The sequence below is a fragment of the Moorena producens PAL-8-15-08-1 genome (assembly GCF_001767235.1).
GTDB classification, from domain to species: Bacteria; Cyanobacteriota; Cyanobacteriia; order Cyanobacteriales; family Coleofasciculaceae; genus Moorena; species Moorena producens_A.
The window spans coordinates 4,730,854-4,744,707 of record NZ_CP017599.1 but is presented as its reverse complement, the minus strand read 5'-3'; the positions used below and the strand labels follow the sequence as shown (position 1 = coordinate 4,744,707).

At 43.8% G+C, this 13,854-nt stretch carries 13 protein-coding genes and 2 pseudogenes; 9 read left to right on the top strand and 6 right to left on the bottom strand.

The window, feature by feature from the left end; genetic code table 11:
• Positions 1 to 57: 57 nt before the first annotated feature.
• From BJP34_RS37055 to BJP34_RS17655, 4 genes and pseudogenes are all read left to right on the top strand, one after another.
• Positions 58 to 249, top strand: a pseudogene (locus BJP34_RS37055) (IS200/IS605 family transposase); the annotation flags it as partial.
• A gap of 126 nt (positions 250 to 375) precedes the next feature.
• A pseudogene (locus BJP34_RS50470) lies at positions 376 to 450 on the top strand (hypothetical protein); the annotation flags it as partial.
• A gap of 59 nt (positions 451 to 509) precedes the next feature.
• Positions 510 to 683, top strand: coding sequence for a hypothetical protein (locus tag BJP34_RS46480; protein WP_202972109.1), 174 nt, complete (start codon positions 510 to 512; stop codon positions 681 to 683).
• A 469-nt stretch (positions 684 to 1,152) separates the two neighbouring features.
• Complete coding sequence (locus BJP34_RS17655; protein ID WP_070396734.1) at positions 1,153 to 2,445, top strand: class I SAM-dependent methyltransferase; 1,293 nt, start codon at positions 1,153 to 1,155, stop codon at positions 2,443 to 2,445.
• 291 nt (positions 2,446 to 2,736) lie between these two features.
• Here the strand turns inward: BJP34_RS17655 and BJP34_RS17650 are convergent, their stop codons facing one another.
• Positions 2,737 to 2,922: a hypothetical protein gene (locus BJP34_RS17650; protein ID WP_149031028.1), complete on the bottom strand. Its 186-nt coding sequence runs from the start codon at positions 2,920 to 2,922 to the stop codon at positions 2,737 to 2,739.
• Between the two features lie 127 nt (positions 2,923 to 3,049).
• Entirely contained in the window at positions 3,050 to 3,874 is an 825-nt protein-coding gene (locus BJP34_RS17645) for an NAD-dependent epimerase/dehydratase family protein (protein WP_070393474.1), read from the bottom strand.
• Between the two features lie 687 nt (positions 3,875 to 4,561).
• Between BJP34_RS17645 and BJP34_RS17640 the strand changes: the two genes are divergently transcribed.
• Positions 4,562 to 4,909, top strand: coding sequence for a hypothetical protein (locus tag BJP34_RS17640; RefSeq protein ID WP_070393473.1), 348 nt, complete (start codon positions 4,562 to 4,564; stop codon positions 4,907 to 4,909).
• Between the two features lie 220 nt (positions 4,910 to 5,129).
• Here BJP34_RS17640 and BJP34_RS17635 read toward each other — a convergent pair whose 3' ends face one another.
• The 3 genes from BJP34_RS17635 to BJP34_RS40075 all read right to left on the bottom strand — a co-directional run bounded on the left by BJP34_RS17635 (position 5,130) and on the right by BJP34_RS40075 (position 8,543).
• A complete protein-coding gene (locus BJP34_RS17635) occupies positions 5,130 to 6,689 on the bottom strand; it encodes a DUF3084 domain-containing protein (RefSeq protein ID WP_070393472.1) in 1,560 nt (519 codons plus the stop codon).
• Between the two features lie 771 nt (positions 6,690 to 7,460).
• Positions 7,461 to 7,979: a GUN4 domain-containing protein gene (locus BJP34_RS17630; RefSeq protein ID WP_070396733.1), complete on the bottom strand. Its 519-nt coding sequence runs from the start codon at positions 7,977 to 7,979 to the stop codon at positions 7,461 to 7,463.
• 381 nt (positions 7,980 to 8,360) lie between these two features.
• Entirely contained in the window at positions 8,361 to 8,543 is a 183-nt protein-coding gene (locus BJP34_RS40075; RefSeq protein WP_149031027.1) for a hypothetical protein, read from the bottom strand.
• A 487-nt stretch (positions 8,544 to 9,030) separates the two neighbouring features.
• On the opposite strand from BJP34_RS40075, the gene BJP34_RS17625 reads away from it, so the two are divergent.
• From BJP34_RS17625 to BJP34_RS17610, 4 genes are all read left to right on the top strand, one after another.
• Positions 9,031 to 10,155, top strand: coding sequence for an RNA-guided endonuclease InsQ/TnpB family protein (locus BJP34_RS17625; protein ID WP_070393471.1), 1,125 nt, complete (start codon positions 9,031 to 9,033; stop codon positions 10,153 to 10,155).
• A gap of 62 nt (positions 10,156 to 10,217) precedes the next feature.
• Positions 10,218 to 10,778 carry a filament integrity protein FraC gene (gene fraC, locus BJP34_RS17620; RefSeq protein WP_070393470.1) on the top strand — a complete coding sequence of 187 codons (561 nt, stop codon included), beginning with the start codon at positions 10,218 to 10,220 and terminating at the stop codon, positions 10,776 to 10,778.
• An 8-nt stretch (positions 10,779 to 10,786) separates the two neighbouring features.
• Positions 10,787 to 11,869, top strand: coding sequence for a DUF5357 family protein (locus BJP34_RS17615; protein ID WP_070393469.1), 1,083 nt, complete (start codon positions 10,787 to 10,789; stop codon positions 11,867 to 11,869).
• Positions 11,870 to 12,018: 149 nt separating this feature from the next.
• Complete coding sequence (locus tag BJP34_RS17610) at positions 12,019 to 13,524, top strand: DNA phosphorothioation system restriction enzyme (protein WP_193431334.1); 1,506 nt, start codon at positions 12,019 to 12,021, stop codon at positions 13,522 to 13,524.
• 158 nt (positions 13,525 to 13,682) lie between these two features.
• On the opposite strand, the gene rd is transcribed toward BJP34_RS17610, so the two are convergent.
• Positions 13,683 to 13,844: a rubredoxin gene (gene rd / locus BJP34_RS17605; RefSeq protein WP_267876621.1), complete on the bottom strand. Its 162-nt coding sequence runs from the start codon at positions 13,842 to 13,844 to the stop codon at positions 13,683 to 13,685.
• Positions 13,845 to 13,854 lie beyond the last annotated feature (10 nt).

Here is a 13,854-nt window from a genome sequence, read left to right as displayed (position 1 = left end):
AACCTTAACCCACAGACTACCAACTATAAAGGCTCCACTGTCTTACGGTAACTTCAAACAAAATTATCGATTTCTCAAATAGTTAACAGCCTGAAAGGAGTATCAAGCCGCAGGTACGGGCAAAAAGGGTATCTAAAACCCAACGGAAAAACTGCGCTGTGGAGTCCTAGCTATTTTGCAGCATCCGTTGGAGGCGCGCCCATTGAAAAGCTAAAAGAGTATATCAACAACCAAAAAAGGCCATCTTAAAAGCCGTCCTAGAAGGACGGGGCTTCGGCAAAGCCGACGCTACGCGAACAGACCCAAAATTTCGGTGAGGGCTTTGGTTTTAGGGATGTAGAAAAAGGCTTAAAAGTAACCTCTAAAACTCTCTTTGCCATTGGGTCTTGCACTAAAGCGTTTACCACAATGGCTATGGGCATCTTGGCTGAGCGAGGAAAATTAGATTAGGATAAACCAGTTAGACATTATCTGCCCACCTTTAAACTATACAATGCCTATGCTAACACATGACTCTCCGTGACCTAGTCACTCATCGTTCTGGCTTATGCGATCGCTTGCTCGGTCTCGACGAAGTTCCTTGGAATGAAAGGAATAAGAGTAAGCTTGAGAAAGCTAAACAAGCGGCTGTTCAAGGCAAAAGGATATTGTATTTGAACGAATCCCTGACCAAAGCATTTTAACCACAATTTTTATGGAAAAATTTGTGGGTGACTATGACATTTCTGGTCAATCTATGACTATCTTGATCAAAGATAATAAACTATTTATGTCATTAGCTAGTCAGCAAGAGATAGAGTTAGTTCGTTACCAAGGAACCGAATTTTATTTTAAGGATTTATCAGGATTTAGTATTAACTTCACTATGGATAATGCAGGGGTTGTGACTCAAGCAGTGATTACTCAACCCAATGGCGTATTCACGGCTAATAAAAAAGTGTCTACGTAAGCTATAGAAAAGGGAGTAGGGAGTAGGGAGTAGGGAGTAGGGAGAATAAAATGACTGTACCTCATAAGTAGCAGAAATGCTATAATGTCTAGAATAAAGCTCTTGCAAAAGTAGTTTTCTGATAGTGTTTGGGTCAATTATTGTCCACTGTTCCCTGTTCCCTGTTCCCTGTTCCCTGTTCCCAACAACTGTCACGAAGTCTAATCAGTAATTTGTTGAATTCAAACCTTCCATCTACCCAACCCCTACCCAAGGTAATTGCTAATCACATTGCTACAGCACCCAAGCAGCGAATTACCTTTGCCCAGTACATGGACTTAGCACTATACCATCCACAGCTAGGTTACTACGCTTCTGGTGCAGTTAACATTGGTTCATCAGGAGACTTTTTCACCTCACCCCACCTAGGAAAAGACTTCGGGGAATTACTTGCTGAACAGTTTGCCCAAATGTGGGATATCCTCGGACAACCTAATCCCTTTACTCTGATGGAAATGGGAGCAGGACAGGGACTCCTAGCCGCAGATGTTCTAGTTTACTTGCACCAGCACTACCCAGATTGCTATGGTGCCGTAAATTACATCATTGTGGAAAAGGCAACAGCAATGATTGCTCAACAGAAGCAGCTGTTGTTGAAACTAAACCTACCTAGACTAAACAATCACCAACACTCGTTACCTGTGCGGTGGTGTTCTTGGGAAGAAATACAAGACAATTCCGTGACTGGTTGCTGTTTTTCTAACGAATTGGTTGATGCGTTACCAGTACATCAAGTTGTGCTGCAAGCAGGAGATCTCAAAGAAATCTATATCGCAACTGTTGAGCAGGATGGCGATGACATTAAGTTTGTAGAAGTTTTAGATACCCCTTCTACACCGCAACTGAGAGAGTATTTTGATTTGGTAGGTATTGATTTGTTCTGTGGTTCCTATCCAGAGGGTTATCGCTCTGAGGTGAATCTAGCAGCACTGGATTGGAAAAAAACGGTTGCGAAACGGTTAAACCAGGGATTTGTCCTAACTATTGATTATGGCTATCCAGCCCAAAAGTATTATTTGCCAGCCCGTGATCAGGGAACACTACAGTGTTATTATCGCCACCGGCACCACAATAACCCCTATAGTTATATCGGCCAACAAGACATTACTGCTCATGTGGATTTTACTGCCCTAGAGCGACAAGGAGAGTTATGTGGTTTGGGTAAGGTAGGTTTCACCAAGCAAGGTTTGTTTCTAATGGCATTGGGATTAGGCGATCGCATAGCTGCCCTTTCTGATCCTACAGAAGGGGGAAATGCGATTGGCCTACGGCCACGCTACGCGAACGCAACAGCACAGGATGTGATCAAAATTATGCAGCGTCGCCAACGGTTACACCAGTTGATCGATCCAACGGGATTGGGTGGCTTTGGGGTTTTAATTCAAAGTAAGGGATTAACGCCATCAGCAGAACGGATGGCACTTAAGGGGTTGACAGTACCACCGATCAGCTCATAGGGCTGCGCCCAGGGAAATAGAAAAGAGAGGGGAGTGTGGGGAGATGGGGAGATAGGGAGATGGGGAGATGGGGAGATAGGGAGATGGGGAGATAGGGAGATGGAGATAAACGGGATAAGCGGGATAAACGGGATAAGCGGGATAAACGGGAGATGGGGAGATTTTTATTAAAGGTAATTATCCGGACATTATATCTAGCGGTTCTCATAGTAATTTTCTGATAGTAATAAGATAAACAAGATTTTTTCCCAATTCCCGATTCCCGATTCCCGATTCCCGATTCCCGATTCCCTACTCCCGATTCCCTACTCCCGATTCCCGATTCCCGATTCCCGATTCCCGATTCCCGTTCCCCTCCTGGGAGGGGTTAGGGGTGGGTTCCGATTCCCGATTCCCGATTCCCAATTCCCAATTCCCAATTCCCGATTCCCAATTCCCAATTCCCGATTCCCTAAAATCCCAAATCCTATCTATCACAAAAAATTCACACTTATTTTAGATAGTGTATTTGTTGAATCTTGGCTAGAGGCGATTCATGCACCAATCGCCTCGTTCCTTATATTTAGGCTAGTTTTCAGTCAACTAATCCCACCGAGTAATCAGATTAGAAAATTTTTTCTGGATGAATAAACTGGTAACCTGCATCAATTATTTTTTTATTTGACACTCGGGCATTGTAAGGTCGGGCTTTAGTAACGGAGGAATCCCAGGATACAGAGGGTAAGTTGTGCTGTTTAAATACTTTTTCAAGCAAGTCTTGATAAGTCAGTATTTGGTCATCTACTAGGTTATAAATCCCTTGCAGTTGGTGAGAACGGACAAATTCTATCGCACCAACTATGTCATCTAGATGAATCCAATTGGTGACTTCTTGACCCGAACCCTCACGAGTAGTACCTGCAAATCGACCAAATATTTTGACTAGTTCCCGCTTCGGACCATAAATTCCTCCCAGACGCAGGATACAAACCTTCAGATTAGGATTGGATGCTGATAGTAATACCTGCTCAGTTTCCGCTAGAATTTCATAATTGGGACTAGGGGGAGCAATCGGTGATGTTTCGTCTACCCAGCCTCCCTGTCGATCACCGTAGACAGCATAGCTTCCGGTGTAAATTAGCTGTCGTACCGTAGGAGCGGTTTTGAGCACAGAAACTAAGGTTTGGGCTGTGTCTAAGTAGGTTTCTTGATAGACCTTACCATTGGCAGCACCCACAGACAGAAGAATAATCTCCTGGTTTTTCACTACCGATTCTAGACCAATCGGGTCGTTTCCTTTAACCACAACCACTCGGTCAGCAATTGTTTTTAGTTCTGGGACGCGCTCAGGGGTAGTAGTGGTTACTGTAGTGGATAACCCTAACTCTTGATGCCAAAGGTGAGCAACGGCACTACCCACGTATCCACAACCAATGATTGCTACATTCATAGTTAGTATGTTTGAAAATTCGATGATTATAAAAAATCTTACCTTCGCGCAAGCTTTAACCCTTGGGTCTTGCCTTGAAAACTCCATCTTTTGAAAACGGGGGTGAAACCTGAGCGTGTGGAGGGGTTTTAACCGCCGTTGATAGTTTTCTTGACATTTGGGTCTAATTGCGTTAAAATAATCCTGGATTAACAGAAAGTTTTCACAAAAGTAGGAACGCAAAATTTAGCAAGTGACAAAAGTTAAAAAAAAATAAGTTAATCAACTAATAAAGTAATAAACCAACAACAAGTTTAACCTATTGGTTAAACCAATAATTTAAAAATAAATTAAAAAAACAATAAGTTATTGCCCAAATCCTTCGTCCGTAGAGTAAAGTAAAAAGTATCGCCAGAGATAGGGTACTGCGTAATCCTTGCCTAACAATTTGGTCACCTAGGTCGGCTTAGAAGCAAAAAACTAGTTAGCTATCAACAGCCGTTTTGATAAACAAGTTACAGCAGGGAATGCGTAAAACTGGGTCAATAAGACCTAAAACCCTTCGGGAGATTTGCCCTCTAGCTTGGTTGGTATAAACCTTTCAGGTTATGGCGAGTATATCAACCGATAATCCCCCGTGCGAGCAATCCCTCCCACGGGGGAATGTCAAGATAGAAAAGTTTAGCTATCAGCAAGCCCCAGGTCTATATGGCTCGCTACACTCGTTCCATTAAAATCACTATTCCCCTTGATCGTCTTCTGCCGTTACTCATTGAGGTTCTAAAATCCTGCGATTTTGAAATTCTCTACGAGAGTGATGACTATATAATGGCAAGAGAGAGTCCGGGTAATATATCCTTTACGAAGCTGGTTACAGTGGACGTATTGATTGACAAATCGAAAGCCACTGATCAACAAGTGCCCATAAATTTTGTCGTCAAAAATGAAGAGTTACCTCTACAGGTTAATAACCATTGTCGGCAAATGTTTGAGCTACTTCAGGAGGCAGTTAATAACAATCCCGATTGGCAAGTTGCGGAGGAGCTAGCTACTTAAAAATTAAGTAATCAGCAATCAGCAATCAGTAATCAGCAATCAGCGTTTGAATAGCTTTTGAAGAAAAGAGGTAAGGATTCGAATAATGCTGAGTTACCTCACAGCGCTTGTGGCCTGTGCCACCTCGAACGAGGTTTATTTTAAGCTGACGGCTGACCGCTGACGGCTGACCGCTAACGGCTGACTGCTGACGGCTGACTGCTGACTGCTAACAACCTAGCTAGTTAACAATAGTTTTAAAAACATCTTCTCCATTGTAGCTCGCTACCAGCTGCATTTTTAAAGGACCAGCTGTGTAGGCAGTTTCTTGGGCAATAGCCTTGACATTAAGGGGTTGGCCATACTTCTCCAGCTGCTCAATAAAGTTGATTAGGGTGGTCAGCCGACCATCTCCAACTTGAATATCACCCAAAATCCCAGCGCGACGGGCACGGAACTCAGAGGCTGCCAATAACTGATCGAGGCGCTTGCGAATTTGTTCATTGGTCATAGTTGAGGGATTAGTGGAGATGGTAGCAAGGATATCACCCCCCTTAAAGACAACCTGATTGAGGGCTGCATCTGCAAATACTTGTATTGGTTTTTCCCCCTCAACGTAGTTACCTGCTGAAAGAATTCGCACCACGTAGTCTCTACCATCTTGAATCTGCTGGACTAACTGATCCACTTGTGCTTGAGTAATTTGCACCAGTGGCTCTTGGGAATTACTGCTACTAGCACGGGTAATGTCTACGGCTGTCTTATTGGCTTGGCTCAACAGTTGATCAACGGCTTGATTTACCGCTGTTGGATCGACAATTCGTACTACTCCGGAAGTGAGTACCTGACCACGAATTAAAGCAACATTTCCCTGACGCAGTACTTGATAATTCTGATAGTACTGTTCTAGAATTTCTAGTTCCCGTTTTAAAAAAGCAAGTTGTTTTTCTTGTGATTGAAGTTGTTTATTACGTTCAGCAAGTTGACGCTCCTTTTGTTTAAGTTGTTGTTCAAGTTCTTTAAGTTCTTGTTCGAGTTTTTTTAGGAAAGTTTCACGCTGAGCAATGACTTGATCCCGTTCGGCAATTTTCCGGTCAAATTGTTTTATAGCTTGGTCTTTGTCAGCCAGCTCCTGATCCCGCTGTTGGATCGTTTGGTCTTGTTTGAGGATAGCTTGGTCTCGCTCCAGGATAGCTTGGTCTCGCTCCAGGATAGCTTGGTCTCGCTCCAGCATTTCCTGATCCCGTTTTTTCACCAATTCTTTTAATTGAGTGATTTGGCTCTGGAGTTGGGTAATTTGTTCATTGAGTTGATTCCGCTGTTGGATTAGCAGCTGACGTTCCCCTAGGAGTGACTTAATTTCAGTACGCAGCACCCCAAGCTGAGCAGAGACATCTTTCAGTTGATTTTGAGCCTGTTGGAAATTTCGATTGGTTTCATCCAAACGTTTCTGAACCTCTATTTGCTCTGCTCTGGCGTCCTCTAACTGCTGCTCTACTCGATTTTTCTCATCCTCTAATTGGCTGACCTCCCGGCGAGCACTTCTAAGTTTTTTGAGGATATTATCAAGTTCAAAAATGCCATCCCGTAGAGACTCGCTGGTGGCAAACAAAATCCCCAAGGTCGAGGCGGAAATTAAGCCACCGGTGATAATTGTTACTACCGTGGCAGTAGTACGGGGACGTAGATTAAATAAACTCAGCCGTGCTTTTCCTACTCGTGTACCCATGCGATCGCCTAAGGTAGCGAGTAACCCCCCCAACACCAAAATTGAGGCTATCAGGATATAAGCGCTGGTCATCTAAAGCCTCACGGGACAGTGGAAACTACTATTATTTATGTGGTCATTTATATGGTTGATAAAACGCGAGGAGGCGAGTTTAACTGCTGTCAAAGTACTACAATAATAGTTATACAAAAAAAACTTTAAGGTTGGCTGGGACTCCCAGTGGTGGGAGATTCCACTCAAAAGACAATCAATCGAAATTATTGATTGGCTACAGGCACGTAGTCTAGTTTTAGCCCCTGCCAGCAAAGGCTTTAAGGCTAGTGAATCAAACCACATACTTACAAACCACATACTTACAAACCACATACTTAAAGGTAACCTCAACCCCCACCACCATGAGAGAGTAGCGGTAATTGGCACTGCCTGATGGACTGCAAGCCTTTTGGTGTTACGGAAGGTTAGGTTGATGTGGTTGTTTCGAGCAATGGCTAACATTTGTTAGTTAACTCCTCCGAAGAATCTGCGCCTATGGAAGAGGGCAGAGTTTCAATACTGCATTGTTGTCTATCCAGATACAGCCTATCTCATAGCTGTACATAATTATGTTTGTTTATGGTAAACGGAAACGATTTATCGACTTCCAACACCAGCAGTAGGGCGTGGGGATTAACCCATAGACTAACAAATTATTACTAGTTTGTACAAAGCGTGATCCAAACAATAGACCTGGTAGTTTTGAGTTATCAAACTAACCTTGAAATCCCTAAAATGTTTATAGAATTTGTAGCAAATATTTTTGTTTAAAATTTTTGTTTAAAGAATTATTTCCTTGGGCTGTAACGCTTATATGCTACACTCTAAAAGTCTTTGCATCAATGAAGTATACCACGCCTCACACCCTACCCGAGATAACCACACGATACCGGATACAGACCGATGATTACTCCAGATGAATGCCATACAGACGGGTAGGTGTCCCATCTGGGCATCTAGATTCCATTTGATTTTACTATAGGCTATCCACTCTCCCCTGACTCTCCAACCGATGCGTTCACCTAGCCTAACGCAGTCTCCTCCGGCCTCTTGATAAATGGACTGCTGAACACTAAGCCCAAAGTGTCCTTGGCTGTATCTTACCCAAAGCTGGTCAATGGTCAGCAGGTCAGCACAGGGAAATGTTTTGAGGGACTCTACATCTAGCCATTTTTCAGCTTCTCGACCTGCTGCTTCCAATAGTACCCTGGCTGTCTCTAGGTCGGCTTCTTTCCACTTGCCTGCTGCTAGTACATCTCGCAGTTTAGTGTAGTCTAATCCTTTTTCAGAATGCAGTTTGAGTTCAGGTTCATAGTGATGTCGTGTCATAGGTTTGCGCCATGATGATGGGAGTTGATCAGCAAAGATATAGTAAAGATCTAGTTTTGGCTTTTCTGTCAGGTGTGGGGTACACCCATCAACCATAGCATTGCCCCAAGAGTCAACTACCAGACACTGACGGCAAAGCCATACAGCAATAATCGATAAATTCTAGGTATTAGGCTAATAGTATTAGGTATGAGGGACAACAGGGGTACTTGACAACTTTCGTGCTAACCGAGAGGGTCGCCAAGTTACAACAGAACCCTGAACCCTAGAGCCTAAACCCTAGAGCCTAAACCCTAAATTGTCTTCGTGAAGCGTGACCGCAGGTCAAACAGGTATCTAAGAGAGAAAATATGTAACAAAATGGGTTCGCGTAGCGGCGACCTAGGAGCATCGCGTAGCGTGGCCTACGGCCAATCGCATCTTTACAGATGTTCCTTGTCGTGCTTCAATGTATAGCCTGTGGTTAAGGAGTTTAACAGGAAACCCGCCAGAAGCGATGCAGCGCGGTCTTGGGGAGGCAGCGCGGTCTTGGGGAGGCAGCGCGGTCTTGGGGGTTCCCCCCATGAGCGACTGCCGTGGTCCCCCCCCGGAGACGAAACCTTAGACAGGCTCGCCTTTATGGTTGATAGGCTATGCAGAAAAGGGGTAAAACTTATTGATTAAGGCGAGCCTGTCTTACGGTAACTTCTAACCATGAGCGACTGCCGTTCCCCCAGCGACTGCATCAAGACAAAGGCTTAGGGGTAAGACCCCTCATTCAAATTCACTACCAGTATCCGAAAATTACTGGTAGTCTAATTTAATGAACATCAGACCTGCTCCCGTTTAGTTGCTCCATTTCTGTTGACGGTTGACACACAATAATCAACTGTAAAGTGTCAACATAAGGTGTCAACACAAGGTGTCAACATAAGGTGTCAACATAAGGTGTCAACAAAACCAAGTTTCACCGAATCGTGCAGGTAAAATGTGGCTCAAAGGGTTTTTAATGCAAATTCTTACGTTGGAGTGGCAACAAAAACACGAAAAACATCACTAAGGGTGATTAAACATGCACAAAGCTATCAAGACCAAACTAAAACTGAATAATCAGCAAAAAACTTTGATGGCTAAACACGCTGGCTATTCTCGGTGGGTTTATAACTGGGGACTGGCTTTATGGCAGCAAGCTTACTCAGAAGGTCTAAAACCATCAGCAAGTAAGCTGAGGAAGCTTTTTACCAACCATGTCAAACCCCAGTACCCTTGGATGAATGAACTATCCTCTAAAGTCTATCAATATGCTTTTATTGCCCTAGGCGTTGCCTATAAACGTTTCTTCAAGGGGCTAGGAGGATATCCAAAATTCAAAAAGAAAGGGAGAAATGACAGTTTTACGATTGACAACTCTGGTAAGTCGATTAATTTATCAGGCATAAGACATAAGTTACCCAAGTTAGGTTGGGTGAGAACTTATGAGCCATTACCAGAGATAACGACCAAGAAAATAACTATTTCTAGGCAAGCTGACGGTTGGTATGTGAGTTGTCATTATGAACACGAACCATTAGCGACCCCCAAATTAAAAGATGTGGTAGGGGTAGATTTAGGAATCAAGGAATTAGCTGTACTCAGTACTGGCATTGTGTTCCCAGGTTCTAAGCCCTATGGTCAAGCCCAGAAGCAACTAGTCAGATGCCAGCGTGACCTATCGAGAAAAATTAAAGGTTCAAACAATTGGTACAAGGCAGTCAATCGACTAGGTAAGAAACATCAAAAAGTAGCTAATATCCGCAAAAATACATTAAACCAACTCACTACTTATTTAGCTAAGAACCACGGCACGGTAGTGATTGAAGACTTAAATGTATCTGGAATGATGGCTAATCATAGGCTAGCTGCCTCTATGGCTGACCAAGGGTTTTACGAGTTCAAGAGACAGCTTGAATACAAATGTCAATGGTATGGCTCACAGTTAGTCATGGTTGACAGATTTTACCCATCATCTCAACTGTGTTCAAGCTGTGGGCATCGTCAAAAGATGCCACTGAAAATCAGGACTTATAACTGTCCTGAGTGCGGGTTAAGTCTCGACAGAGATTTAAACGCAGCAATTAATTTGAGAAACGCCGTAGGCTCTACGGTGTCTGCCTGTGGACGGAGTGCTGCCGACAGTTCCGGAAGAAGCAGGAAGTAAACAGCTTTAACGAGCTAAGCGCGAGTTTTGTATAAGTTTTATGGAGCAGCAAACCTAAAATTATGGCACCTGTATGGCCCCTACAGACGGTCGTGTTTCAAATTCTCTTCCTGCTGGTGGTAATTGCGGTGGAAGGGGTAGTCTTACAACGAGGGCTAAAACTCAACCGCAAAACCAGCATGCAGCAAGCAGCATCGATTAATCTACTTTCCACCATTGTAGGTTGGTGGTGTTTTTTTGCCCTTCACGACCAACTCCCTGCGGCATTTCAAGGCCAGATGATTAGTTATATCTTTTTCGATCACTTTTCAGAGGATAAGCCAGACAATTTTTATGCTCTTATCGCTATCAGTGTGATCGCAATTTTCTTTATTTCCTTTATTATTAAGCTGGCAGGGCTGAGGTTACTCAAAATCTTTTTAGAACTAGCTGAAGATCAGGCAACTGCTTCCAAATCGGCTTCTGATGAGGAAAAATCATTATCCTTTAGGCGCTCTGGTCAGAGAGGATCGGGTGGGGAAAATCGAGCTATGGTCGTCCTCATTGCTAATTCCTGTAGCTATAGCGCTATCTTACTGCTTTTGTTTCTGCGTTTCCTTTATGTCAACCCCATTAGTGGATAACTAGCGTCGTGAAATTTTTCACATCCTTCTTCGAATTTGTCATTGGCTTAGCAGTGGTAGACTGGGTGGTAAAGGTACTGAAACCTCCCAAGGCATTTTCCTGGCAGGCTATAATGTGGCTAACTGTGTTTTCCTATGTAATGGCAGGGTTAGCCACTGGATTTGTACAACGGCTGATAGCAAGCTGTGGTGGTATTTTCTTTATTTTATTTGTCTACTGGGTAACAGCAGCGGCGGCTAAGCTAAGAATTGCCAAGAAGAGCTTGCCCCTAGGTGCCTGGATTACTGGCGCATTAACTAGTATTTATCTATTCGGAATCAGTTGGAACGTTGGAGAATACCAGCTCAGAATTGATGGTATCAGTACCTATTTATTAGGCATCGACTCAGGGGAATTATCATCCTTGACGTTCATTAGTTGGCCATTGATATCAGCAATAATTGCGGCTTTACCCTATATTTTAGCAGTAGAATTTAAGGTAAAAAAACCGTCCCCAGCAGAACGTCAATATCTAGTTATATTATTCGGTAGCCAACTCCTGATTAGCTGCTGGATACAGTTTTATTTCGTGATTCAAAATTGGCTAGTGCAATATCCTAGCTTACTGAGTGATGATTTTATCCATAGTTCCTTTGTGTGGAAATTGCCCTCTGCCCAAGTCACTGTCCTATCTAGAGGTGTATCGATCTTAGAGGGGATGGAAGTTCAATTGAAAGAAGAGTTGAATGAAAAATCTTGGTCAGAGGTTGAGAAATCCCTGCTTAAAGTAAATCACAAAAAATTGCTGAAGGGGATTGAATATCAAGCTAAGCAAAACTCACCGGTTGCTGAAGATCCTCTATGGAAAGTGACCTATAAATTTTCATCCAGGCAGTCTGGGTCTGACTATAACTTAGACTTGCAGGCCAATTGGAACGGCCCCCGTTCAAATCCTGACACCAAACCTGACTCTTATTCCTTCACCAAGTCTTGTCGCATTAAGCAGGTGGATGGGCTATCCGGGTTAGGTTCTCAACCAATTGGTAATGTGCAATGCCAACCCTCTAGGGCAGGGGAAATTGAGGTGTTTGCTGACCAAGGAAAACGGTAAAAAAGAAAATGAAAAAGACTTGCTTGCATCCAGTAAACTAGAAAATAGCAAGTAGTAAATAGCCAATAAAAAACAGCAAATACTAAATAAAAAATAGCCAATAAAAAATACTAAATACCAATTATAAAATACCAAATGACCAATGACCAATGAGGAACAATAAATTCCCATTCGTGCTATCAGGAAACTGGGGAAGTTTAGCAGGAGGATACTATCAGCCCTCCCGTAATATCAAAGTAGCTGAATCGGGAGGAGCTTACCAATTACCGCTACCCTTTGACACTGACTCGCCAAAGGGATGTCCTAGGATACCAGCGGATATTCAGTTGCGGCAGTATCAGCGGCAAGCGGTGGCCAATTGGTTTGCCCATCGGGGACGAGGAACCCTGAAAATGGCAACGGGTAGTGGTAAAACGATTACTGCTTTAGCGATCGCAACGGAACTGTATCAAAAAATCGGCTTACAGGTGTTGCTGGTGGTTTGCCCTTACCGCCACTTGGTCACCCAGTGGGCAAGAGAATGCGAACACTTTAATCTAGAACCGATCTTAGCCTTCGAGAGTGTCTACAGCTGGCAAAGTAAACTGTCTGCCCAGCTATACAACCTCCAGGTTGGGAAACAATCCTTTATTACCTTAATAACTACCAATTCTACCCTGATTAAGGATGGTTTCCAGTCTCAGCTGAAGTATTTTCCTGATAAAACCCTGATAGTGGGAGATGAAGCCCATAATTTGGGGACTACCCGCATCGAAAAGAGTTTACCCCGTAACATTGGACTGCGCCTTGCTCTGTCAGCTACACCGGAACGGTATTTTGATGAAGCTGGCACAGAAGCGTTGTTTGACTATTTTGGTTCAGTATTACAACCAGAACTGACCTTAGCCGATGCGATTCGCCAAGGAGCGCTAGTGCGTTACCTCTACTATCCGGTGTTCGTGGAATTAACAGAGGCGGAAAATATTGCCTATGCTAAGTTAACTCAACGGATTGGTTGGGCATTAGGGGAAGCAGACGATATAGAAAATGACACTACGTTAACATCGTTATTGATGCAACGAGCTCGCTTAGTTGGGGCGGCTGCAAACAAGTTAAGGGCCTTGCAGCGGTTAATGGTTAAGCGTCTGAACACCTACCATACCTTGTTTTATTGTGGGGATGGTTCGGTAGATGGGCAAGTGAGTAATGAAAGCAACCGTCAGTTAGCAGCAGTAACCCAGTTACTAGGTTCTCAACTGGGGTATCGGGTCAACACGTACACTGCTCAGACACCGTTGGCAGAACGGGAGGAATTACGTCATCAATTTGAGCGGGGGGAGTTGCAGGGGTTAGTCGCAATTCGATGTTTAGATGAAGGGGTGGATATTCCATCTATTGAAACGGCGGTAATTCTGGCAAGTAGTAGCAATCCCCGGCAATTTATTCAGCGGCGGGGGCGAGTGTTGCGACCGCACCCAGGTAAGGAACGGGCAACGTTATTTGACATGATTGTTTTGCCCCCAGATTTGGGACGAGAAACTTGGGAAGTGGAACGGAGTTTGTTGAAAAAGGAATTGAAGCGATTTTTGGAGTTTGCTGAGTTGGCCGATAATGCTGGGGAGGCCAGGGTAAAATTGCTGGAAATTCAGCAGCGCTATGGAGTGTCAGATTGCTAATTCCCAAGAATTCGATTGGCCGTAAGCCACGCTACGCGAACGCATTTCCTCACAGACTTTACACTCCCAGTTTGCTAAGAGACCAGTTTTTCTGGCCTCCCATGATTTTTGATCAAAAAAACGGTGGCAGTGTCACCGATTACGACAATGAACGATTGTCAATCTTCCGGTTCAAAATCTTCTTTGCCGACTCCACAAACCGGACATACCCAGTCATCTGGAATATCTTCAAAGGGTGTTCCCGGCGCAATGCCGCTATCTGGATCCCCTACCTCTGGGTCATAGACATAGCCGCAAGTGGTACAAACATATTTCATAATCGATATTCTC

What these genes read in the sequence shown, in the direction of transcription:
- BJP34_RS17645 (WP_070393474.1), bottom strand. Translation starts at nt 3,874, where the DNA reads ATGAATGTAGCAATCATTGGTTGTGGATACGTGGGTAGTGCCGTTGCT.
- fraC (WP_070393470.1), top strand. Translation starts at nt 10,218, where the DNA reads ATGGCACCTGTATGGCCCCTACAGACGGTCGTGTTTCAAATTCTCTTC.
- BJP34_RS17640 (WP_070393473.1), top strand. Translation starts at nt 4,562, where the DNA reads ATGGCTCGCTACACTCGTTCCATTAAAATCACTATTCCCCTTGATCGT.
- BJP34_RS46480 (WP_202972109.1), top strand. Translation starts at nt 510, where the DNA reads ATGACTCTCCGTGACCTAGTCACTCATCGTTCTGGCTTATGCGATCGC.
- BJP34_RS17630 (WP_070396733.1), bottom strand. Translation starts at nt 7,979, where the DNA reads ATGACACGACATCACTATGAACCTGAACTCAAACTGCATTCTGAAAAA.
- BJP34_RS17635 (WP_070393472.1), bottom strand. Translation starts at nt 6,689, where the DNA reads ATGACCAGCGCTTATATCCTGATAGCCTCAATTTTGGTGTTGGGGGGG.
- BJP34_RS17610 (WP_193431334.1), top strand. Translation starts at nt 12,019, where the DNA reads ATGAGGAACAATAAATTCCCATTCGTGCTATCAGGAAACTGGGGAAGT.
- BJP34_RS40075 (WP_149031027.1), bottom strand. Translation starts at nt 8,543, where the DNA reads ATGGGGGGAACCCCCAAGACCGCGCTGCCTCCCCAAGACCGCGCTGCC.
- BJP34_RS17625 (WP_070393471.1), top strand. Translation starts at nt 9,031, where the DNA reads ATGCACAAAGCTATCAAGACCAAACTAAAACTGAATAATCAGCAAAAA.